Annotated in this window: 19 protein-coding genes; 2 read left to right on the top strand and 17 right to left on the bottom strand. The window is 65.3% G+C overall.

Features of this window, described 5'->3' with window-relative positions:
- Window positions 1-5 precede the first annotated feature (5 nt).
- Both BMY30_RS06120 and BMY30_RS06115 read right to left on the bottom strand, forming a co-directional pair.
- Window positions 6-2,600 carry a TRAP transporter permease gene (locus BMY30_RS06120; protein WP_089711647.1) on the bottom strand — a complete coding sequence of 865 codons (2,595 nt, stop codon included), beginning with the start codon at window positions 2,598-2,600 and terminating at the stop codon, window positions 6-8.
- A gap of 134 nt (window positions 2,601-2,734) precedes the next feature.
- Window positions 2,735-3,715: a TAXI family TRAP transporter solute-binding subunit gene (locus tag BMY30_RS06115; protein WP_089711645.1), complete on the bottom strand. Its 981-nt coding sequence runs from the start codon at window positions 3,713-3,715 to the stop codon at window positions 2,735-2,737.
- 272 nt (window positions 3,716-3,987) lie between these two features.
- On the opposite strand from BMY30_RS06115, the gene BMY30_RS06110 reads away from it, so the two are divergent.
- Complete coding sequence (locus BMY30_RS06110) at window positions 3,988-4,812, top strand: carbon-nitrogen hydrolase family protein (RefSeq protein WP_089711643.1); 825 nt, start codon at window positions 3,988-3,990, stop codon at window positions 4,810-4,812.
- 29 nt (window positions 4,813-4,841) lie between these two features.
- On the top strand, window positions 4,842-5,366 hold the full coding sequence (locus BMY30_RS06105) for a macro domain-containing protein (RefSeq protein ID WP_089711641.1): 525 nt from the start codon (window positions 4,842-4,844) through the stop codon (window positions 5,364-5,366).
- Window positions 5,367-5,372: 6 nt separating this feature from the next.
- Here BMY30_RS06105 and BMY30_RS06100 read toward each other — a convergent pair whose 3' ends face one another.
- The 15 genes from BMY30_RS06100 to BMY30_RS06030 form a co-directional block, all read right to left on the bottom strand.
- Window positions 5,373-6,695, bottom strand: a complete 1,323-nt coding sequence (locus tag BMY30_RS06100; protein ID WP_089711639.1) for a TRAP transporter large permease — start codon at window positions 6,693-6,695, stop codon at window positions 5,373-5,375.
- Complete coding sequence (locus BMY30_RS06095; protein ID WP_089711637.1) at window positions 6,685-7,161, bottom strand: TRAP transporter small permease; 477 nt, start codon at window positions 7,159-7,161, stop codon at window positions 6,685-6,687. The genes BMY30_RS06100 and BMY30_RS06095 overlap by 11 nt, the downstream gene beginning before the upstream one ends.
- Window positions 7,162-7,236: 75 nt before the next feature.
- Window positions 7,237-8,247, bottom strand: coding sequence for a DctP family TRAP transporter solute-binding subunit (locus tag BMY30_RS06090; protein ID WP_089711636.1), 1,011 nt, complete (start codon window positions 8,245-8,247; stop codon window positions 7,237-7,239).
- Window positions 8,248-8,499: 252 nt separating this feature from the next.
- Window positions 8,500-9,045, bottom strand: coding sequence for a DUF192 domain-containing protein (locus BMY30_RS06085; protein WP_089711634.1), 546 nt, complete (start codon window positions 9,043-9,045; stop codon window positions 8,500-8,502).
- Between the two features lie 10 nt (window positions 9,046-9,055).
- A complete protein-coding gene (locus BMY30_RS06080; RefSeq protein ID WP_244516132.1) occupies window positions 9,056-10,204 on the bottom strand; it encodes an ABC transporter ATP-binding protein in 1,149 nt (382 codons plus the stop codon).
- A complete protein-coding gene (modB, locus tag BMY30_RS06075; RefSeq protein WP_089711632.1) occupies window positions 10,197-10,865 on the bottom strand; it encodes a molybdate ABC transporter permease subunit in 669 nt (222 codons plus the stop codon). The genes BMY30_RS06080 and modB overlap by 8 nt, the downstream gene beginning before the upstream one ends.
- Window positions 10,865-11,665, bottom strand: coding sequence for a molybdate ABC transporter substrate-binding protein (gene modA / locus BMY30_RS06070; protein WP_089711630.1), 801 nt, complete (start codon window positions 11,663-11,665; stop codon window positions 10,865-10,867). The genes modB and modA overlap by 1 nt, the downstream gene beginning before the upstream one ends.
- A 100-nt stretch (window positions 11,666-11,765) precedes the next feature.
- Window positions 11,766-12,494 carry a GntR family transcriptional regulator gene (locus BMY30_RS06065; protein ID WP_089711628.1) on the bottom strand — a complete coding sequence of 243 codons (729 nt, stop codon included), beginning with the start codon at window positions 12,492-12,494 and terminating at the stop codon, window positions 11,766-11,768.
- A 196-nt stretch (window positions 12,495-12,690) separates the two neighbouring features.
- On the bottom strand, window positions 12,691-14,016 hold the full coding sequence (locus BMY30_RS06060; RefSeq protein WP_089711626.1) for a glycerate kinase type-2 family protein: 1,326 nt from the start codon (window positions 14,014-14,016) through the stop codon (window positions 12,691-12,693).
- Window positions 14,017-14,186: 170 nt separating this feature from the next.
- Window positions 14,187-15,074, bottom strand: coding sequence for a 2-hydroxy-3-oxopropionate reductase (locus tag BMY30_RS06055; protein WP_089711625.1), 888 nt, complete (start codon window positions 15,072-15,074; stop codon window positions 14,187-14,189).
- Window positions 15,075-15,112: 38 nt separating this feature from the next.
- Window positions 15,113-15,889, bottom strand: coding sequence for a hydroxypyruvate isomerase (hyi, locus tag BMY30_RS06050; protein WP_089711623.1), 777 nt, complete (start codon window positions 15,887-15,889; stop codon window positions 15,113-15,115).
- 91 nt (window positions 15,890-15,980) lie between these two features.
- Window positions 15,981-17,756, bottom strand: coding sequence for a glyoxylate carboligase (gene gcl, locus BMY30_RS06045; RefSeq protein WP_089711621.1), 1,776 nt, complete (start codon window positions 17,754-17,756; stop codon window positions 15,981-15,983).
- A 410-nt stretch (window positions 17,757-18,166) separates the two neighbouring features.
- Window positions 18,167-19,651, bottom strand: a complete 1,485-nt coding sequence (gene hydA / locus BMY30_RS06040; protein WP_280140880.1) for a dihydropyrimidinase — start codon at window positions 19,649-19,651, stop codon at window positions 18,167-18,169.
- The gene (locus BMY30_RS06035) at window positions 19,627-20,928 is read right to left on the bottom strand and encodes a TRAP transporter large permease (RefSeq protein WP_089711618.1); all 1,302 of its coding nucleotides are present in this window, start codon (window positions 20,926-20,928) and stop codon (window positions 19,627-19,629) included. Before BMY30_RS06035 ends, hydA begins: the two co-directional genes overlap by 25 nt.
- Window positions 20,925-21,536: a TRAP transporter small permease subunit gene (locus BMY30_RS06030; protein WP_089711616.1), complete on the bottom strand. Its 612-nt coding sequence runs from the start codon at window positions 21,534-21,536 to the stop codon at window positions 20,925-20,927. Before BMY30_RS06030 ends, BMY30_RS06035 begins: the two co-directional genes overlap by 4 nt.
- Window positions 21,537-21,576: the final 40 nt, after the last annotated feature.

The following is a 21,576-nucleotide window of genomic DNA, read 5'->3' as shown; positions in this document are numbered from 1 at the left end:
CTCCTTCAGGCTGACGCCGTGGCGGCGCTACGATCACGCCGACGGCGCTGCATCACGACGATCAGACCGAACACCAGGAAGGCCGGAATCCACATCAGCTCCTTGGTCCAGCGGTCCACCGGGGCCAGCACCTCGATGATCTCCTGCTCGAAGTCGAAGCCCATGTTCGCGGCCTGGCTGCCGTAGGCCACCATGTCGACCACCGCCCGATCGTCCTCGATCAACAGTTCCAGGCCCAGATTCTCGAGCCTCTCCTCGCCGGTCTCGCCCTCCGGCACCGGCAGCTGCATGTAGGTGGTCATGGGTTCGCCATAGGGATCAACACCGGCGATCTGCAAGCGCATGGTGGCGTCTTCATCGACATCACCCAGGGCCTCGACGAACTGCGACGGCGGCACTGATTCGTAGGGGTCGTGGACCATGTCCATCCAGAACCCGGGCCGGAACAGCGTGAACGCAATCAGCAGCAACACGATCGATTCGTACCAGCGGTTGCGGGCCAGCATGAATCCCTGGGTCGCTGCGGCGAAGATCAACATGGCGATGGTCGATACCACGAAGATCACGATGCCCTGAAGGAAAGAGACATCGATCAGCAGAAGGTCGGTATTGAAGATGAACAGGAACGGCAGTGCCGCGGTACGCAGGCTGTAGTAGAAGGCCTGGAAGCCGGTGCGAATGGGGTCACCACCCGACACCGCCGCCGCCGCGAAGGAGGCGAGTCCCACCGGGGGCGTGACGTCCGCCATGATGCCGAAGTAGAACACGAAGAGGTGCACCGCGATCAACGGCACCAGCAGGCCGTTCTCCGCCCCCAGGTTGACGATGACCGGGGCCAGCAGCGCGGATACCACGATGTAGTTGGCGGTGGTAGGCAGCCCCATGCCGAGTATCAAGCTGAGCACTGCAGTGAGGAGCAGGATCAGCATCAGGTTACCCATGGCGAGGGTTTCCACCACTTCGGCCAATACCAGCCCTACACCAGTCTGCGATACGGCCCCAACAATGATGCCGGCGGTCGCTGTGGCGATGCCGATGCCGATCATGTTGCGGGCACCGGTGACCAGGCCGTTCCACAAGTCCATGACACCTTCGCGGAGGTCCGCGGCCATGTCGCTGCGGTTGCGAAAGATCGAAGTGATAGGACGCTGGGTAAGGATGATGAAGACCATGAACACCGTAGCCCAGAAGGCCGACAGCCCCGGCGAGAGGCGCTCCACCATCAGGCACCAGATCAGCACGATCACCGGCAGGATGTACTGCAGACCGACCAGCACCGTGGGACGGGTCTCAGGGAGCTTGTAGATGGGGGTATCAGGATCGTCGAGCTCCAGCTCGGGGTAACCCGCTGCCAGCTTGAGCAGAGCGATATAGATCACCGTGAGCCCCACAGCCACCACCCAGGGGGTTGCACCGCCCAACACCGGCTTGAGCCAACCCAGGCCGTAGTAGACCGCCAGGGCGGTCACCATCATCAGCAGCAGGCCGCCGAGGAAGCCGATCACCTTGCGCACCAAGGGCTTGGGCGGATTGCTGCTTTCCAGCCCCTGCATGTTGGCCTTCATGGCCTCGAGGTGAACGATATAGACCAGCGCGATATAGGAAATCAACGCCGGCAGGAAGGCGTGCTTGATGACTTCCACATAGGAGATGCCAACATACTCGACCATCAGGAAGGCGGCAGCGCCCATGACCGGCGGCATGATCTGTCCGTTGACCGAAGAGGACACCTCGACGGCACCGGCCTTTTCAGCGGAGAAGCCGACTCGCTTCATCATCGGCACGGTGAAGGTGCCGGTGGTGACCACGTTGGCGATGGAAGAGCCAGAGATCAGGCCGGTCATGGCCGAGGCTACCACGGCAGCCTTGGCCGGCCCCCCGCGATAGTGACCCAGCAGCGAGAAGGCGACCTTGATGAAATAGTTACCGGCCCCGGCCTTGTCGAGCAGGGCACCGAACAGCACAAACAGGAAGACGAAGCTGGTCGAGACCCCCAGCGCAATACCGAAGACCCCCTGGGTCGTCAACCATTGGTGGTTGATCAGCCCGTAGAGACTAACCCCGCCGTGCGAGAGGATGCCGGGCATCCAGGGGCCGGCCAGGCTATAGAGTAGAAAGACCGACGCCACGATCATCAACGGTGGACCGAGCGCCCGTCGTGTGGCCTCGAGGAGCAGCAGGATGCCTGCCACACCGATGATCACGTCCTGCAGTATCGGCGCCCCGGGGCGCTGGGAAAGCTGCTCGTAGAACATGAACATGTAGGCGCCGCAGAAGGCCGCCGCCGCCGCCAGAACCCAGTCCTGAATGGGGATGCGATCACGCGGCGAGCGCTTGAGCGCCGGATAGGCCATGTAGGCTAGGAAAAGCGCGAACGCCAGGTGAATGGAACGGGATTCGGTGGCACTGAACACCCCGAACCCCAGCATGAAGGGGATCGGAGACGCAATCCACAGCTGAAACAGCGACCAGGCGGCGGCGATGCTTACCAATAGCTTTCCGGGCATGCCGGCCGGCTTGCGAGATCCCGAATCGGTCGAGGCGACCATATCCTCGAGATCGACCTCCGATTCCGAGGTCCTCTTGTTATCCTCACTCATAAGCGTGCCCTGCTCTATAAGGTTTGCCCTGGGGTTCCCTTGGGGGATGCCATACGACATCCCAAACAGAATGCGCGGCCCCTCGGGTAACCGCGCATTCTTCACCGAGGTATGATTACCTCAGATGAGCCGTCTTACTCGATCCAGCCCTGCTCACGATAGTAGCGAGCCGCGCCCTCGTGCAGCGGAGCGGACAGGCCAGAGGTAACCATCTCCTCCGGATCGAGATTCTCGAAGGCCGGATGCAGACGCTTGAAGCGATCGAAGTTGTCGAACACTGCCTTGACGGTCTGGTAGATGACCTCGTCATCGGCCTCGGCAGTGGTCACGAAGGTCGCGGCCACACCGAAGGTCTCGACCGGGTCGGGGTTGCCCTTGTAAAGGCCGCCGGCAATGGTCGACTTGGAGTAGTAGGGATACTCCTCGACGATGGCGTCGATATCGTCGTCATTGAGCGGAATCAGTCGCGAATCGACGGTGGTGGTGGCTTCCTGGATGGAGCCATTGGGGTGACCGACCACGTAGACCATGGCATCGACGTTGTTGTCGGCCAGGGCGGCAGCCTGTTCGGCGGCATCCAACTGAGACGCCAGCGCGAAGGTATCCTCGGTCCAGCCCTTGGCCTCCATCACCACTTCCATGGTGTTGCGCTGGCCGGAGCCCGGATTACCGATGTTGACGCGCTTGCCTTCCAGGTCATCGAGTTCCTCGATACCCGAGTCGGCGCGGGCCAGTAGGGTCAGCGGCTCGCCATGGACGCGAAATACCGCCCGCAGCTCCTCGAAGGCGTCACCCTCGAAGTTGCCGGTACCGTTGTAGGCTTGGTACTGGACGTCGGACTGGGCAACCCCCATGTCCAACTGACCGGACTTGATGCCGTTGATGTTAGCCACCGACCCGCCGGTAGAAGGCGCGTTGCACTTGATGTTGGACTCTTCCAGACGATTCACCAGGCGGCAGATCGACTGACCGACTACGTAATACACGCCGGTCTGGCCACCGGTACCGATAGTGATGAACTTCTCTTCGTCTTGGGCCATGGCCGGCGATGCGAACATCGCGGCCCCCAGGATTGCGCCGGTGAAGGCTGCAGCAGAGAATGCATGGCGTTTCATGAACACACCTCTATGTGTTTGTGCTAACGAGTTCCGATTTGGCAGCCCCATAACGCGACCACCAGCGGCTTAGCCGCCCTTTCCTACTTTAGCGAAAAAAGCAGTCATGTGATGAAGCCTTTTTCCGTAAGGTTAGTCTAGCCCCCGGGGCACGTTGAGTGAGCGTTAATTTTTCCCGTCACTTCTCACGCAGGCTTTCACTTCGAAAGCTATAGACACTTCACGACGCCTTACGTCGCATTGCGACGAATATCACGCTTTTCAGGAGCCGCATGCAGCTACTCGCCGGACAGATCGTCATCCCCCGCACCCGTACCCGCGATGACCAGCTCAACCACCTGCGTGGCGTCGCCGAGCGTATGCGCGAAGCCTGCACCCGAGTCACCCCGGACCTGATCGCGCTGCCGGAACTGGCGGCCCAGGAGTACGGGGACGAGGCCTTTGCCTGCCTGGATGCCCTGGACGATGACCTAGCCGGCCCGGTGGTCACGACCTTTGCCGAGCTAGCCAGAGAGCTCGGCACCACCATCGCCTTCGGCGTGGCCCGACGCGTGGATGCCAGGCGCCATATCAGCCAGGTGTTGGTCGGCCCCGACGGACGCCTGGCCGGCGTCTACGACAAGCTTCACTGTGCCCAGTTCGGTGCCTCCGGCGAGGCCGCCCACTTCTCGCCGGGTGAGCGGCTGCTGGTCACCGAGATTGCCGGATGGCGGGTCGGGGTGGTGATCTGCTATGACCTGCGCTTCCCCGAACTAGCCAGGCAACTGGCCGACGAGGGCGCCGAGCTAATCCTCCACCCGGTGGCCTTCACCCGCGACTTCAGCTTCGCCAGCTGGCACGCCTTCGTCACTACCCGCGCCATGGAGAACCAGCTCTACTGGCTGAGCCTCAATCGCGCCGGGGACGACTGGGGCCATTCGCTGTTCTGCCCGCCGCTGGTGGACGACGACCACCCTTCCCTCACCTTCGACAGCAGCGAGCAGTGGCGCTGGCTGACCCTGGAAAAGGAGGCAGTGCAAGAGGCGCGCGAGCGCCTGCCGCTGCGCCGGAACCGTCGCGACGACCTTGAAGACTTGCCGCTCTGGCGGCCAGACTGAGACATGCCATCCAACAGGAGGGAAGCGAGATGGGTACCATCGAATGCGTTCAGGGCGATATCGCCCAGCAGTCCGACATCGACGCCGTGGTCAACGCCGCCAATGCGGAGTTGCAGAGCGGCGGTGGCGTGGCCGGTGCGCTGCATCGCGCCGCAGGCCCCGGGCTAGCGGAAGAGTGCAGCCCGCTAGCGCCGATTCGGCCTGGCCAGGCGGTAATCACCAGTGCCCACGAGCTACCCAATCGCCACGTCATCCATTGCCTGGGGCCGGTCTACGGCGTGGATGAGCCCGCCGACGAGCTGCTGGCCGCCTGCTACCGCAACGCCCTCGAGCTGGCCGAGCGCGAGGGCATCCGCTCCATCGCCTTCCCGGCACTCTCTGCCGGGGCTTTCGGCTACCCACCGGCCGAGGCCGCCCGTGTGGCACTCTCCACGGTGCTGAAGACACTGCCCGAGTGCCCGACCATCGAGCAGGTCCGCTTCGTGCTGTTCGACACCGACAGCACGGAGCTCCACCAGCGCACCCTGGAGTCCCTGCAGAGCGGCCAGGAATAAGGATCACTACCCGAGGTTGTAGCCCAGCACCCTTGGCAGCCAGAGGGCGATCTCGGGAAACACGGCGACCAGCAAGAGGGCGCTCGCCATGGCCGCCACGAAGAGCAGCGCCCAGCCCAGGGTCTGCTCGAGGGGGACCTTCGCCACTTCCGTGGTCACCATCAGATTCACCGCTACCGGCGGGGTAAACTGGCCAATGGCGATGTTCATCGCCAGCAGGATGCCGAACCATACCGGATTCCAGCCGAAATGCTGCATTACCGGGATCAGGATCGGCATCATGATCAAGTAGATGGAAATTGCATCCAGCAGCATGCCGGCCACCAGCACCGCCAGCATGATCAACACCAGCAGCAGGGGGCCGCTGTCGGAGAGCCCGATGATCCACTCCGCCAGGTGACGGAAGGTGCCGAGCATGGTGCCGGCCCAGGCGAAGATGCCGGCCAGGGCGATGATCAGCATCACCACCCCCGAGATCACCGCCGCCTCACCGAGCAACCCCCAGAGATCCCGCCAGCTCATCTCCCGGGTCAGGAAGAGCCCCACCAGGGCGCCATAGGCGACGGCCACCACGGCCGCCTCGGTGGGGGTGAAGAGCCCGCTGCGCAGCCCGCCGAGGATCAGCACCGGGGCGAACAGCGCCGGCAGCGCCTGCCGGAAACTCTCGCCTACCCGCGGAAGCTCCGCCCCGTCCACGGACGTGCTGCCCTCCCAACCACTCCCTTCCCAATCATAGCGACGGGAGACGAACAGCGCCGGCCCCAGCAGCGCCAGCCCGGCGAGGATGCCCGGGAAGAGGCCCGCGGCGAACAGCGCCCGAAGGTCGACTCCCGGCACCACGATGGAGTAGAGGATCAGCGCCACCGAAGGCGGGATCAGGATCGCCGTGGAGGCCGAGGCGGCGATCAGGGTGGCCGAGAAGGGCCGAGGGTACCCGGCCTTCGTCATGCTCGGCAGCATCACCATGGCCACCGCAGCAGCATCCGCGGGGCCTGAGCCACTCATCCCGCCCATGATCATGCAGACCAGCACCGCCACCAGGGCGAGGCCGCCGTGACGAGGCCCGATCAGCGCCTGGGCGAAGCGCACCAGCCGCGCCGCCACTCCGGCCCGTTCGAAGATCAGGCCGGTGAGGATGAACAACGGGATGGCGATCAGCGGGTACTTGGCGATGCTGTTATAGGTGTTGGTGCCGAGCGTGGCCAGCATGGTCGGCGACAGACCGGCCAGTATCCCCGCGGCACCGGCAAGGCCCAGCGAGAAGGCCACCGGCACCCCGGCGATCAGCAACCCGGCGAAGGCCAAGATCATCCACAGGTCAGGGCTCATCCTCGAGCCTCCCGCGCAAGCGATCGAGTGTCTGCTGTATCTGGCGCAGCAGCATTAGCCCCGAGAGCAACGGCAACCAGCCGAGGTACCACCACTGCGGCAGTCCCAGCCCCGGTGAGAGAGAGCCCCACTGGAGCTCCTGCCAGGTCATCCTGGCGCCGAACCAGGTGATCAGCCCCAGCACCACGAGCCCGCAGACACCCTGGAAAAGGATCAATGCCTTGCGCGCAGGACCGGGCAGGGCACGTTCAAGCAGGCCGATGCGGATATGGCCGTTGCGGCGCAGCGCCACCGAAGCGCCAGCGAAGGTCAACACCACCAGCAGGAACACCGAGAACTCCTCGGTGAAGGCGAAGGAGGCATCGGTGATATAGCGCACCAGCACGTTGGCCAGGCTGATCACGCCGATGATCAGGATCGCCAGGGTCGCCAGCAGGCGCTCGAGTCTTGCATCGGGATCTTTCATGGGCGTCGCGGCGTCATGGGAGGGGAAACGCCATCGGCCCCGAGGCGGGGCCGATGGCACGGGCGTTGCGGGAGGTCACTCGCCGTGCATGTCGACGCGGGCCGCCTCGACGATCTCGCTGCCGATGCGCGGCACCCATTCGTCGTGGACGCTCTCGGTGGCCTCGACGAAGGCCTGGTGCTGCGCCTCGTCGAGCTCAGTGACCGTGACGCCGCGCTCCTTGATCGCCGCCAGGCGCTCTGGCTCCTGCTCGCGGGTCATCTCAATCTCCCAGGCGCCGGCCTCCTCGGCGGTTTCCCGCAGCAGGGTACGCTCCTCCTCGGAGAGCGAGTTCCAGACCTGCTGGTTCACCGCGAAGATGAGAGGGTCGTTCATGTAGTTCCACAGGGTCAGGTATTCCTGTCCCACCTGGTCGATGCGCGCCACGTCGAAGACCGAGAGCGGGTTCTCCTGGCCATCCACCGCGCCGGTGGTCAACGCCGGTTTAGCGTCGGTCCAGCTCATCTGGGTGGGATTGGCGCCCAGCGCCGTGAAGGTGTCCTGGAACAGCGGCGAGCCCACCACACGAATCTTCAGGCCATCGAGGTCAGCCGGCTCGTCGATGGGCCCACGGGAGTTGGAGAGCTGGCGGAAGCCGTTCTCGCCCCAGCCCAGGGGTACCACGCCACGGGACTCGATGGCGTCGAAGACCATCTCGCCGGCAGTGCCGCCGGTGACTGAATCAACGTCATCCACGTCAGCCATGAAGAAGGGCAGCGAGAAGAGGTTGAGCTCCGGCACCTGGGGCGACCAGTTGATGGTCGAGCCCACGGCGGCATCGATCAGTCCCGAGCGCATGGCCGAGAACTCACGGGTCTGGTCGCCGTTGACCAGTTGGGAGTTGGGATAAACCCGCAGGGTCAGCTCGCCGTCGGAACGTTCGGCGACCAGATCTGCCCACTTCTCGGCGGCCTGGCCCCAGGGGAAGGCGTCGGAAAGCACGGTGGAAACGGATAGCTCGCGGGCCTGCACGGAAGCAGAGATGGACAGCGAGAGGGAGATGGCGGTAACAGTGGCCAGTCGGGTCAGGTGGCGAGATGAGGTCATGGCGTGTCCTTGCTGTGTCGAGCTCGAGGCAGGCCTGCGCGGCCTGCCCGGCATGTTTATTGGTGGGGCGTCAGAGACGCCGCGAACGTCAAGATGCCCTGTCATCCCGTGTTCATGCAAGACGGCACGCCGCCCTGCCCTGTCCCCGCGGTCAACGCAATTGCTATGCTGCCTCGCTTTCACCATCCCACCCCGAGGAGGCGCCAGCACGCTAATGGCGCGGATGTCGCGCCCATCGACCCACGAGCTGACTCACTGGGCCGCTGCTCCTGCACAGAGCCCGCCGTCTCCCGGCCAGCTGACACAGTCGCCCGCGGCCACGCCCATCGCCTCGAAGGCGCCGGCATTGACCTCAAGGGCCGCACGGTAAGGCACCGAAGGGCGCGTCACCGGGCACTCCCCCGCCTGGGCAGCCTTGCAGGGGGTCATGCGGTGAATCTCGGCAATACGACCCGCCTCGTCGATGAAGGCAATATCCAGCGGAATCCGCGTGCGATACATCCAGAAGCCATTGCGCGAGGACTGGGGGCGATCATAGAGGAACAGCATGCCCGACTGCTCGGCCAGGTGGTCACGCTCCATCAGGCCTCGGCTACGCTCGGGAATGGTGCGGGCCACCTCCACCTCGAGCCGGTGTGGACCCTGCCCACCGTGGATCACCAGGGAAACGGTCTCGAGGGTCTGAGGCTCAAGATCCGGCCCCGAGTCTGATCCGGCGGCCGGCAGGACCCGCGGCAGCAGGGAGACGGCGGGCAGCAGGGCCAGGCCCAGCAGCAGATGGCGTCGGGTGGTGTTCATGGCGGTTTCCTCAGTGATCGGGACTCTCGGGATGGGTGACACGGACATCAGGCATCAGATGGATACCGGCGGCCAGCAGCGAGACCCCCACCGCCTCGCCGCGGGCCAGGCCGTTGCGGCGCGCTGCATGGGTAGGAAGCTCGAAGCGCAGGGTATCGTCGCAGTGATCGAAGGCTAGTGCCACGGAGGTGATGCCGCCCAACACCGCCATCTCGATAACTCGGCCCTGAACCGGATTCTCGCGCTCACCCCGCGAGGGCCGGCCGCGACGATGGAGGACCACGTCCGAAGGCGGCAGGTACCAGTTGACCCGCTGTCCCACGGCCAGAGACGCCAGGCCCTCAATCACCTCCAGGCGCCAGGGCCCCCATTGCAGGCGGCGCCCCCCCTCCTCGGCTACCACCGTGCCGGTGAACACATTGTGGCGGTCGAGCAGCCGCGCCACCTCGGGGCTGGCCGGCCGGCGGAAGAGCTGCTCAGCCGGTGCCTGCTGCAGGCTGCGGCCAGCGTGCAGTACACAGAGCCGGTCAGCCAGGGCAGCGGCCTCGTCCAGGTCGTGAGTGACCAGCACGATGGGGATCCGGATCTCCTCGCGCAGCAGGGCAAGTTCGCGCTGCAGGCGCCGGCGGGTCACCTGGTCCACTGCCGAAAAGGGCTCGTCCAGCAGCAGCACCCGCGGGCTCCTGGCCAGCGCTCGGGCCAGGGCGACTCGCTGACGCTGGCCGCCGGAGAGCTCGGACGGCAGCCGGTCGGCAAGGCCCTCGAGGCGCACTCGCACCAGCCACTGCTCGGCGGCCTGGCCGCGCTCGACGGCGGGCAGATGCTCCAGGGCCACCATGACATTGGCGCGCGCATCGAGATGCGGGAAGAGCGCATAGTCCTGGAACACCAGTCCCACGCGACGCTGCTGCGGACGCAGTGAGCGCCTTGCCTCGGCATCGAACCAGGTCTCGCCGGCACAGTGGATCATGCCCCGCGCCGGTCGGTAGAGCCCGGCAATGGCACGCAGCAGGGTGGTCTTGCCGCTCCCCGAGGGACCCACCAAGGCCAGCAGCTCGCCGGCGTCGCAGTGGAAGTGGGCGTCCAGCGGGATCGGTCCGGCCTGCTGCAGCTGCACCGTCAGGCGAGCCTGGCTCAGGGGCAGATCCGGCTCAGCCACGGCGCCACCTCCGGCGTCCTGCCAGGCCGTAGACCACTCCGATGGTCAGGAAGGAGATCAGCAGCAGCATGGCCGACATGATGGCGGCCCCGGACTCATCGAAGGCCTGGACACGGTCGTAGATGGCGATGGCCAGGGTGCGCGTCTCCCCATCGATCGCACCGCCGACCATCAGGATCACGCCGAACTCGCCGAGGGTATGGGCAAAGGTCAGCGCCAGGGCCGAGATCAGACCCGGCCACACCAGCGGCAGCTCGATACGCCACAGCGTACGGGCGGGAGAGAGGCCGCTGCACCAGGCGGCCTCGCACAGATTCGGCGGAATCGTCTCGAAGGCGCGCTGGATCGGCTGCACGGCGAAGGGCAGGTTGGCCACCAGCGAGGCGATCAGGATGCCGGTGAAGGTGAAGTTGAGCCCGCTGCCGGTCAGCGACTGCCAGAAAGTGCCGAAGGGCGCCTCCACGCCGAAGGCCTGCATGAGGTAGAAGCCCAGCACCGTCGGCGGCATCACCAGCGGAAGCGCCACGAGCGCCTCGCACAGCGGCTTGCCGCGAAAGCGCGAGAGCGCCAGGGTGCGCCCGAGCCAGAGTCCCAGCGGCAGCAGCAGCAGGCAGGTCAGCCCCGCCAGACGCAGCGAGACCGAGAGCGCCGTCCAGTCCATCAGCGGGGGTTGCCCTGGTCTGGCAAGCGGAAACCGTAAGCCGCCAGGATCTGCCGGGCCGCTGGCTGCTGGAGCCAGGCGTAGAAGGCCCGAGCGGTCTCGCCTGCCCCCTCGATCAGCGCCATGCGCTGGACCAGCGGGGCATGCCACTCCTCGGGGATCAGTACCTGCTCGCTACGCGCGGCTAGCGGCGGCGCAAGTGCCAGTGACCAGGCCACCAGCCCGCCGCGGGCCTCGTCTGCCAGGGCGAACTGTGCGGCCTGGGAGACATTTTCGCCGAGGATGCGCAGCGGTTCCGAGTCTTCCCAGAGACCGACATGGTCGAGGACCTGGCGAGCCACCACGCCGTAGGGGGCATGCTCGGGGTTGGCCAGGGCGATACGCGGCCTGCCCTGCCCGGCCCGATGGGCATCGATGGCCTCGCGCACGCCGGCCATCGAGTCCGCCATATCCGGCAGTTCGCCACTGCCGGGACGCTGCAGCCACGCCAGCCGACCCACGGCGTAGACCACCCCCTCATCCTCGGTCCACCCCGCCTCGTGGAGGGCGAGCACATACGCCTCGTCCGCGGACAGGTAGAGCTCGAAGGGGGCGCCCTGTCGGATCTGGCGCTTGAAATTGCCGGAGGAGCCGAAATTCAGGCGCAGCTCCCGTCCGGTCTCGTCCGTGAAGCGCTCGGCGGCCTCGGTGAGGGCGAACTGAAGATCCGAAGCCGCCGCCACGGTAGGCACTTCAGCCAGGGCCACAGGCGCCGACAGGGCGAGCCAGGCGAGGAGGGCCCAGCGCAGGGGAGAGAACATGCAAGATTCCCGAAAGGCGATTAGAGTCGCTGCATTGTCGACCAGGCGCGCCCCGTGGGACAAGGCGAGGCCGAGGAACTCGACCCGGCCTTGATGCGGATCAGGCCTGTTCCCGGGAACGCCCGAGGATCGCCTTCAGGTCGATGCTCGCCTCGCGGGGACTCAGGTCCAGCAGTGCCTCGAGGCTCTCCAGGTGGTGCCGGATGCCCTCCCGGGCCACCTCGGCATCGCCCTGCTCCAGCGCCGCCAGCAGCGTCGTGTGATCGCCCTCCAGGAAGCAGGAGGCCAGGTTCGCCCACTTGTAGAGGGCGATGACAATGGAGGTGCGCAGGATCAGATCGGTCAGCATGGCCCCCAGCACGCGGTTGGGCGAGAGCTCCGCCAGCAGGTGATGGATGGCCAGGGAGTGCTCGATGCGGGCCGGCTCGTCTCCCCGCCCGTGGGCCTCGATCTCGCCCCGCGCCTCTGCCGCCAGCCGATCCCGCGAGGCTGCATCGAGGCGGCCCGCCAGCAGCGAGGCCACCTCCCCCTCGACTAGCCGGCGAGCCGCGAAGGTCTCGCGGGTCTCCTCGATGCTCGGCGCGCGGACTCGCGCCACCTGGTTGGGACGCTGGTCCACCACGTGCTCGGAGGCCAGCCGGGTCAGGGCCTTGCGCACCACCGAGCGACTCACCCCGAAGACCTCGCCGAGGGTCACCTCCGGCAGTCGGGTGCCGGGCGGCAGGCGCTGCATCAGCACCGCCCGGCGCACCTTGTCGACGATATCCCGGTCGCTGATGCGACTCCCGGCCCTGACCTCGGCCAGCACCTCCTCCTGCCATTCGTGCATGAACTGCCCCCTGCGTATTCCCGCCGCCAGCGTCTCACCCCGCGAGCGGAATGACTACATCAAACCCATTCATTGTATACAGGATTCATGTCTCTGGCACGGCGATGTGCCGGGGTCGCGTCGAGGATCGCTTCCAGGACGCCTCAAGGCCGCCGGCTGGCCCAGGGTGGCGACGATCCTAGTGCGACGGTGGGGATCATGGGGTCCTCGGCAGCACCAGGATGGCACGGAAATCGTTGACGTTGGTCCGTGTCGGCCCGGTGACGATCAAGTCGTCCAGAGCCTGAAAGAACGTATAGGCGTCATTGCGTGACAGGTAGTCGGCGGGGTCGAGGCCCCGAGTCCGGGCAAGGGCCCAGTCATCGGGTGAGAACAGCGCCCCGGCATTGTCCTCGGAGCCGTCGATGCCGTCGGTGTCGATGGCCAACGCATGGATACCCTCGGCTCCGCGCAGGGTCTCGAGGAGCCCCAGCAGGTACTCCACATTGCGCCCGCCGCGGCCGTCACCCTGCACGGTGACGCTGGTCTCTCCACCCGAGAGCAGCAGCAGCGGGACTCGGCCCTCCTCGCGGGCGCTCAGAGCCAGGTTCCCCTGGGCGCGCCCCAGTTCCCGTGCCTCGCCTTCCAGGTCATCGCCAAGCAGGCGCACTTCTATACCCTCGGCCTCGGCGGCGAGCCGGGCCGCCTCGAGAGCATCCCGGGCTCGGGCGAGGATCTCGTTCTCGTCGCGGGCGAAAGCCAGCTCACCGGGATGCGGGGCCGAGGTATCGGCTAGCAGATGGCGGCGGACCCCCTCAGACACCGCGATGCCGCGGTGTTCGAGGATCGCCAGAGCGTCGCCGGGCGTCGTGGCATCCGGCAGGGTCGGCCCCGAAGCGACCAGGGAAGCTGCGTCACCGGGCACATCCGAGATCAGCCAGGTCAGCACCCGAGCCGGATGAGCGGCCGCGGCCAGGCGCCCGCCCTTGATGGCCGACAGGTGCCGGCGGACGGTATTGATCTCGCGGATGGGCGCGCCACTTCTCAGCAGCGCCTTGTTGATGGCCTGCTTCTCGGCCAGCGTCACGCCGTGCGCCGGCAGGGTCATCAGCGCCGAGCCGCCGCCGGAGATCAGGGCGATGACCAGATCGTCCTCGCCCAGGTCCTCGACGGCCTCGAGCATGCGGCGGGCGGCCTTTTCGCTCAGATCGTCGGGCATGGGATGGGCAGCCTCGAGAACCTCGACATGACGACACTCGGCGTCCAGCCCTTGTGGACCATGGCCGTAGCGGGTCACTACCAGACCGGACAGCCGCGCTTCGGGTTGGTGTTCCTGCCAGGCACGTTCCAGGGCGGCTGCCATGGCGGCTGCCGCCTTGCCGGCCCCCACCACCACGGTTCGTCCAGGCGGCGGTTCCGGGAGCCTGTCGGGCAGAAGCGTATCGGGATGGACAGCGGCGATCGCGGTATCCGCCAAGTGCCGGAGCCAGGCACGCGGCGTATCGTACGGGCCATCAGTGACCAAAGGACTGGGTGTCTTCATGAGAAGTCTCCTTCACGGAAAAGGCCCGGTGACGGGAGGGTACTTCAGGGGGAACCCACCACCGGGCAAGGATCGCCAGCGGCGATCAGGCAGGCGACGACCCGACGCCTGCCGTCAGGGAGCAGTCACCTCCCTGTCGCTCACCGGCTCTTGTGAGCCGGTGGGCAGACTCACGACTGACCTACCTCATGCTCGGCCAGTGCCTCCAGGGCCCGCAGGATGCCGGCATGATCCCAGTCGGCGCCACCGTGGGCGGCACAGGCCTGGAACAGCTGCTGGGCATTGGCGGTACCGGGCAGCGCAAGGTTGAGGCTACGCGCGCCCTCCAGTGCCAGGTTGAGATCCTTCTGGTGCAGGCGAATCTTGAAGCCCGGATCGAAGGTTCGGTTGATCATGCGCTCGCCATGCACGTCGAGGATCTTCGACTGCGCCAGGCCGCCGAGCAAGGACTCGCGGACCTTGGCCACGTCGGCACCCGCGCGGGAGGCGAAGAGCAGGCCCTCGGAAACGGCCTCGATGGTCAGGGCCACGACGATCTGGTTGGCCACCTTGCAGGTCTGGCCGGCGCCCTGGTCACCGATGTGGGTGATGGTCTTGCCCATGATCTCGAGAAGCGGCTGGGCGCGCTCGAAGCCTTCCGGGGTGGCGCCGACCATGATGGTCAGGGCGGCATTGATGGCACCGCCCTCGCCGCCGGAAACCGGGGCGTCGACGTACTCACCGCCGGCGCCCTGAATGCGCTTGGCGAACTCCTGGGTGGCCAGCGGGGCGATGGAACTCATGTCGATCACCAGAGTGCCAGGCTTCAGGCCTTCGATGACACCGCCTACGCCGAATAGCACCTCCTCGACATCCGGGGTGTCCGGCACCATGGTGATGATCACTTCGGCGGCCTCGGCGACCGCCTTGGGATCGGCGAGCTCCTGCATGCCCTTGGAGGCCAGGGTCTCGTCCAGAGTGCCGCGCTTGACCGTCACCAGCTCATGGCCGGCGTCCAGCAGGTGACCCGCCATGGGGCGACCCATGATGCCCAGTCCGATAAAGCCGATCTTGCTCATGATGTCTCTCCTTCTCGTCTCTCGTCGAAAAACCGCGCTTAGCGCACGCTCTTCAGCCAGCCCAGTCCCTCTCGGGTGCCCGCCCTGGGCTTGTACTCGCAGCCGATCCAACCCTGATAGCCCAGGCGATCGAGGTGCGCGAACAGAAAGGGATAGTTGATCTCGCCGGTGCCGGGCTCGTGGCGCCCGGGGTTGTCGGCCAGCTGGACGTGGGCGATGCGATCCAGATGTTTCTCGATGGTCGGGGCCAGATCCCCTTCCATGATCTGCATGTGATAGATGTCGTACTGCAGCTTCAGGTTTCGGCTTCCCACCTCGTCGAACAGCGCCAGGGCCTGCTCGGTGCGGTTGAGGAAGAAGCCCGGGATGTCGCGGGTGTTGATCGGCTCGGCAATCAACAGGATGTCGGCGGCCTCGAGTTTCTCTGCGGCGAAGCGCAGGTTCTCGACCAGGGTCTTGCGCGCCTCGACGTCGCTGACGCCCTCCGGCTGGATGCCGGCCAGGCAGTTGACCTGAGTGTTGCCCAGGACCCGGGCGTACTCGATGGCGCGATCGACGCCGGCGCGGAACTCCTCGATGCGGTCCGGGTGGCAGGCGATGCCGCGCTCGCCAGCACCCCAGTCGCCGGCCGGCAGGTTGAACAGCACCTGGATCAGGCCATTGTCGTCGAGGCGCTGTCTGATCTCGGCGGCTTCGAAATCATACGGAAAGAGGTACTCCACACCCTTGAAGCCGGCCTCGGCGGCAGCCTGGAAGCGGTCGAGGAAATCGACCTCGGTAAACAGCATACTGAGATTGGCGGCAAACTTGGCCATGTGAATCTCCCGGTGTCTTCTGGTGTATATCAGCGTACGTCTCGTGCCGCCCGGGCGCCGGTCCGACCAGCTGCCCGGGAAGCGGCCGCCCTCAGCGCAGGGCAGCGATGGAGCTGGGCGCGTCGGCGACGTTCTCGGCCAGTTCCTCGAACTCGTTGATGCCGGCCAGGTCGGTGCCCATGGAGATGTTGGTCACTCGCTCGAGGATCACCTCGACGACCACCGGCACGCGGTGCTGCTGCATCAGCTCTCGGGCCTGCTCGAAGGCCGGGCCTATCTGGTCGGGCTCGGTGACACGGATCGCCTTGCAGCCAAGGCCCTCGACCACGGAGACATGGTCCACGCCGTAGCCGTTGATCTCCGGGCAGTTGATGTTCTCGAAGGACAACTGCACCTGGTAGTCCATGTCGAAGCCGCGCTGGGCCTGGCGGATCAACCCCAGGTAGGAGTTGTTCACCAGCACGTGAATGTAAGGCAGGTTGAACTGCGCGCCCACGGCCAGTTCCTCGACCATGAACTGGAAATCATAGTCGCCGGAGAGCGCAACGATCTCGGTGTCCGGGTCGGCACGGCGCACCCCGAGAGCGGCGGGGATGGTCCAGCCCAGCGGGCCCGCCTGGCCGCAGTTGATCCAGTGTCGCGGCTTGTAGACATGCAGGAACTGGGCACCGGCGATCTGCGACAGGCCGATGGTGCTGACGTAGCGGGTATTCTTGCCGAACGCCTTGTTCATCTCCTCATAGACGCGCTGCGGCTTGACCGGCACGTTATCGAAGTGGGTCTTGCGCAGCAGGGTGCGCTTGCGCGCCTGGCACTCCTCGGCCCACTCGCGGCGATCCTTCAGCCGGCCCTCGGCTTGCCACTCCTTGGCCACCTCGACGAAGAGCTCGAGCGCCGCCCTGGCGTCGGAGACGATGCCGTAGTCCGGCCCGAAGATGCGCCCGATCTGGGTCGGTTCGATGTCCACATGGACGAACTTGCGCCCCTTGGTGTAGGTGTCGAGCGCCCCGGTGTGGCGGTTGGCCCAGCGGTTGCCGATCCCCATCACGAAGTCGGACTCGAGCAGGGTCGCATTGCCGTAACGGTGCGCGGTCTGCAAGCCGACCATGCCCGCCATCAGCTCGTGGTCGTCGGGGATGGTACCCCAACCCATCAGGGTCGGGATGACCGGCACGCCGGTGATCTCGGCAAATGCGGTGAGCAGCTCACTGGCATCGGCGTTGATGATACCGCCCCCGGCCACCAGCAGCGGCTTGTCAGCCTCGTTGAGCATGGTCAGCGCCTTCTCGATCTGGGCGCGGCTGGCGGTAGGTCGGTAGGCCGGGAGCGGCTCATAGGTGTCCGGATCGAACTCGATCTCGGTCATCTGCACATCGATAGGCAGGTCGATCAGCACCGGACCAGGGCGCGAGCTACGCATGATCTGGAAGGCCTGCTGGAAGGCGCGCGGCACCTGAGCCGGCTCCAGTACGGTGATGGCCCACTTGGTGACCGCACCGGCGATAGACTTGATGTCCACCGCCTGGAAGTCCTCCTTGTGCAGCTTGCCGGTCGGTGCCTGGCCGGTAATGCACAGGATCGGGATGGAATCGGCGATGGCCGAGTACAAGCCCGTGATCATATCGGTACCAGCCGGCCCGGAGGTGCCGATGCACACCCCGAGGTTGCCCGGCTGGGCGCGGGTGTAGCCCTCAGCCATGTGCGAGGCCCCCTCGACATGACGCGCCAGGACATGGTCGATACCCCCGAGCTTGCGCATGGCGGCATAGAAGGGATTGATGGCGGCACCCGGCACCCCGAAGGCGACATCGATGCCTTCCTTGCGGAGCACGTGAACGGCGGCTTCAGCGGCAGTCATGCGCGTCATGAGCTTTCCTCCTGTGAGGGGATTGTTATTTTTGAAAAATATTTCTGTATACAAAGGCTAGGCATCCCCTCGCGGGCCGTCAACAATTTATGGAAAATATTTCCACTTAATTTGGAATAATAAAATACCCAAGCCATTTCATTGGCTTGGGTTACTGAAAAACATGCAGAAAATCAGCTTCTCACGTCAGGCCGGGCACCGACGTCAGGAGTCAACAGAGACGAATCAGGGACGCTTTCGTATCCAATGCCCACGCACCGAGCCACAGCAGCGCTTCGCCGATCCCACGCCCGCTGGCACGCACGTGTCCATTGACCATCTTAACCATGAGTCTTGCCGGGTCCCCCGGGGGATAGGCTGCCAGCAGGCGTTTGGGCGGCAATATCCATCAGAGTGTTCTGCTGCATACCTCAGAACCCCTTGGCTCGACCGCGCGGTCGGGCCGGCTGGGGCTTGTCGCACTTGAGGAACTGGCCATAGCCCGGCTCGCCGCTGGGCCGGCCATCCCTCGAGACCACCTGTCCCCGGCACAGCGTCAGCACCGGCTTACCGGTGAGCTCCACGCCCTCGTAGGGGGTGTAGTCGACGGCGTGGTGCAGGTCGGCATTGCGAATGGTGGTGCACGCAGCGGGGTCCCAAAGCGTCAGGTCGGCATCGCTGCCGATGGCGACGGTGCCCTTCTGCGGATAGAGGCCGTAGATCTTGGCCGGGTTGGTCGCAGTCAGGGCCACGAAGCGCGTCGGGTCGATGCGCTCCTTTACCACGCCCTCGGAGAACAGGATAGAGAGCCGCGTCTCGAGCCCCGGGATACCGTTGGGGATGTGCTCGAAGCTGGCCGACTCGCCGTGCAGCTTCTTGCCCTGGGGGTCGTCGAAGCGAAAAGGCGCGTGATCGGATGAGAAGACCTGGAATACCCCGCTCTCCAGTGCCTGCCATACCGCCTCCTGAGCCGCCTTGTCACGGGGTGGTGGGCTGCACACGCACTTGGCTCCCTCGAAGCCTTCCTGGTCAAGGTCAGAGGCCGTCAGCATCAGGTACTGAGGGCAGGTCTCGCCATAGACACGCAGACCACGCCCTTGAGCCCAGCGAATCTGCTCGATGGCCTCGGGTCCGGACACGTGCACGATCAGCAACGGGACATCGATCAGCTCCGCCAGCGAAATGGCCCGGTGGGTCGCCTCACGCTCGGCGATCGCCGAATGCGCCACGCCATGGTAGAACGGCGACGTCTGTCCCTGGGATTCGAGCAACTCGGTCAAGTACGCGATGCAGTCGGCGTTCTCGGCATGCACCATCACCATGCCGCCCTCGCGCCGCGCCATGGCCAGCACGTTGAGCACCTCGCGATCGTTGAGCTTGAGGTCGTCGTAGGTCAGGTAGATCTTGAAGGAGCTGTAACCCTCGTTTATCAGCGCTGGCAGCTCCTCCTTAAGTACCGTCTCGGTGGGATCGGTGACAATCATGTGGAAGGCGTAGTCGATGAAGGCCTTGCCGTCGCTGCGCCGGTGGTAGTCCTCCACGGCGGCGCGCAGGCTCTGGCCCTTCTGCTGGGCGGCGAAGGGGATCACCGTGGTGGTGCCTCCCGCCGCCGCCGAGCGAGTGCCGGTCAGGAAGCCGTCGGCCATCACCGCCCCATCCCCGAGCGGCTGGTCCAGATGGCAGTGGGCATCGATGCCGCCCGGCATTACCCAACGCCCCTCGGCGTCTATGATCTCGTCGGCCTCCCCCAAGACCTGGCCCAGGGCGACGATGCGCCCGTCCTTGATGCCGATGTCGGCATCGTAACTGTCAGCCGCAGTGATGATTCGGCCATTGGTGATCAGGATATCGAAGCGCGTCATGTCCATTACCTTGTCGTTGTTGCCTGAAGCTAGCCCATGGCCTCGGGCAGCCACATCACCAGGCCGGGCCAGAGAATGATCAACAGCACGAACAGCAGCATGATGGCCAGGAAAGGCAGGCTGCCGACCATCACGTCGGTGATGGAGCCACGGCCGCGCACGCCCTGGACCACATAGAGGTTCATGCCGATCGGCGGGGTGATCAGCGAAATCTCCATCATGATCACCAGGAAGATGCCGAACCACACCGGGTCAAAGCCGAACTGCACCACCATCGGCACCACGATGGGCACGGTGGCAATCATCATCGACAGCGTCTCGAGGAAGCAGCCCAGCACCAAGTAGAAGATCACCAGCGCCAGGATCAGCCCAAGCGGCGAGAGCCCCAGGTCGGCGACCCACTGGGTCAGGGTGTGAGGAATGCCGAGGATGCCGACGATATAGTTGAGGAAGAAGGCCGCCACGATGATCAGCATGATCATCGCCGTTGTGCTTGCCATCGACAGGAAGCACTCGTGCAGCATCTTCCATGTCAACTTGCGGTTCCAGGCGGCCAGCCCCAGGGCCGCGATGACGCCCAGGGCGGCCGCCTCGGTGGGCGTTGCCCAGCCGCTGTAGATGCTGCCGATAACGATGGCGAACACGAAGGCCGGGGGCAGCAGATCCACCAGCGAGGCAAGCCGCTCACGAAAGGTCGAGCGCTCGGAGGCCTGGCCCACTAGCCCGGGTCGCAGCAGGGTGAACGCCATGATGGTCAGCATGAAGGCCCCCGCCAGTGCCACACCCGGGAGTATTCCCGCGATGAACAGCTTGCCGATGGAGGTGTTGGTGATGGCACCATAGATGATCATGTTGATGCTGGGTGGAATCAGGATACCCAGGGTCGCACCAGCCGCCAGGGTGCCGAGCGCCAGCCGCTCGCTGTAGCCACGCTCGGCGAAGGCCGGCAGCGCCACGGTGCCGATGGTGGCCGCTGTGGCCACCGAAGAGCCTGACATGGCAGCGAAGACCGAGGATGCCCCGATATTGGTATGCAGCAGCCCGCCCGGCATGCGGTCGAGCCATACCGACAGTGCACTGTACATGCGCTCGGTAATCCCGCTGCGAAGGAGCAATTCCCCGAGCAGGATGAAAAGTGGAATCGCCGTCAGGATGAAGTCGTTGAGGGTCCCCCAAAGGGTATCGCCGAAGGAGTAGAGCAGTGGCGTACCCAAATACATCAGGGTACCCAGGGTGGCGATGGTGAAGATCGCCACGGCCACGTGGATACCGACCGCCATCATTCCCAGCATGATGAAGAAACCGACCATGACCTCGAAGGCACCGATCATGACTCTGCCCTCCCCGGCTCGGCGGTGATGCCGCTGCCATAATCCTTGCGAGCCTCATCCAATTCATCATCGGCAGAGCGCGGACCATACTCCCGGTCCAGCATCGCCAACTGGCCGGTGGCCAATAGCTTCAACGCTCTAGCGGCCAGCAACACCGTCAATACGGTGAAGACGCCAAGCCCGATCACCCACAGGCCCTGCGGGATCCACAACGGCGTCTGCAGCGGTGTGCTGGCCAGGCTACCGAACTCCAGAGTTTCCTTGAGTGTCTCGACGGCGCGCCACAGCATGAAGACCGAGAAGGCCGCCAGCATCAGAATGGCCAGGGCGTTAAGCGGTGCCTGCAGCCACCTGGGCAGGTGTGTCAGCAGTACGTCGACTCGAGTATGGGCGCGATGCAATAGCGCATAGGCAAAGCTGAAGGAGACGCCGATGGCCAACACGTAGCCACCGATCTCATCGACGCCTTGCAGCGAGAAGTTGAACAACTTGCGGGCCACGACCTCGAAGGTGATCAGCAGCGAGAGACCGAGTGACGCATAGCCGGCGGATATAGCGGCGCCGTGCGCCAGCCGCCTGGCCAACAGATAGGGGGGCGGTGAAGACATCGTGATTCTCCCAAGGCGCCCCGGCCGATCCGTGCCGTCC

It is taken from the genome of Halomonas daqiaonensis (assembly GCF_900109725.1).
Taxonomy (GTDB): domain Bacteria; phylum Pseudomonadota; class Gammaproteobacteria; order Pseudomonadales; family Halomonadaceae; genus Halomonas; species Halomonas daqiaonensis.
The sequence above is the reverse complement of the archived record's forward strand: the minus strand, read 5'-3'. Positions and strand labels throughout refer to the sequence as shown.

What these genes read in the sequence shown, in the direction of transcription:
- BMY30_RS06120 (WP_089711647.1), bottom strand. Translation starts at nt 2,600, where the DNA reads ATGAGTGAGGATAACAAGAGGACCTCGGAATCGGAGGTCGATCTCGAG.
- BMY30_RS06115 (WP_089711645.1), bottom strand. Translation starts at nt 3,715, where the DNA reads ATGAAACGCCATGCATTCTCTGCTGCAGCCTTCACCGGCGCAATCCTG.
- BMY30_RS06110 (WP_089711643.1), top strand. Translation starts at nt 3,988, where the DNA reads ATGCAGCTACTCGCCGGACAGATCGTCATCCCCCGCACCCGTACCCGC.
- BMY30_RS06105 (WP_089711641.1), top strand. Translation starts at nt 4,842, where the DNA reads ATGGGTACCATCGAATGCGTTCAGGGCGATATCGCCCAGCAGTCCGAC.
- BMY30_RS06100 (WP_089711639.1), bottom strand. Translation starts at nt 6,695, where the DNA reads ATGAGCCCTGACCTGTGGATGATCTTGGCCTTCGCCGGGTTGCTGATC.
- BMY30_RS06095 (WP_089711637.1), bottom strand. Translation starts at nt 7,161, where the DNA reads ATGAAAGATCCCGATGCAAGACTCGAGCGCCTGCTGGCGACCCTGGCG.
- BMY30_RS06090 (WP_089711636.1), bottom strand. Translation starts at nt 8,247, where the DNA reads ATGACCTCATCTCGCCACCTGACCCGACTGGCCACTGTTACCGCCATC.
- BMY30_RS06085 (WP_089711634.1), bottom strand. Translation starts at nt 9,045, where the DNA reads ATGAACACCACCCGACGCCATCTGCTGCTGGGCCTGGCCCTGCTGCCC.
- modB (WP_089711632.1), bottom strand. Translation starts at nt 10,865, where the DNA reads ATGGACTGGACGGCGCTCTCGGTCTCGCTGCGTCTGGCGGGGCTGACC.
- modA (WP_089711630.1), bottom strand. Translation starts at nt 11,665, where the DNA reads ATGTTCTCTCCCCTGCGCTGGGCCCTCCTCGCCTGGCTCGCCCTGTCG.
- BMY30_RS06065 (WP_089711628.1), bottom strand. Translation starts at nt 12,494, where the DNA reads ATGCACGAATGGCAGGAGGAGGTGCTGGCCGAGGTCAGGGCCGGGAGT.
- BMY30_RS06060 (WP_089711626.1), bottom strand. Translation starts at nt 14,016, where the DNA reads ATGAAGACACCCAGTCCTTTGGTCACTGATGGCCCGTACGATACGCCG.
- BMY30_RS06055 (WP_089711625.1), bottom strand. Translation starts at nt 15,074, where the DNA reads ATGAGCAAGATCGGCTTTATCGGACTGGGCATCATGGGTCGCCCCATG.
- hyi (WP_089711623.1), bottom strand. Translation starts at nt 15,889, where the DNA reads ATGGCCAAGTTTGCCGCCAATCTCAGTATGCTGTTTACCGAGGTCGAT.
- gcl (WP_089711621.1), bottom strand. Translation starts at nt 17,756, where the DNA reads ATGACGCGCATGACTGCCGCTGAAGCCGCCGTTCACGTGCTCCGCAAG.
- BMY30_RS06035 (WP_089711618.1), bottom strand. Translation starts at nt 20,928, where the DNA reads ATGATCGGTGCCTTCGAGGTCATGGTCGGTTTCTTCATCATGCTGGGA.
- BMY30_RS06030 (WP_089711616.1), bottom strand. Translation starts at nt 21,536, where the DNA reads ATGTCTTCACCGCCCCCCTATCTGTTGGCCAGGCGGCTGGCGCACGGC.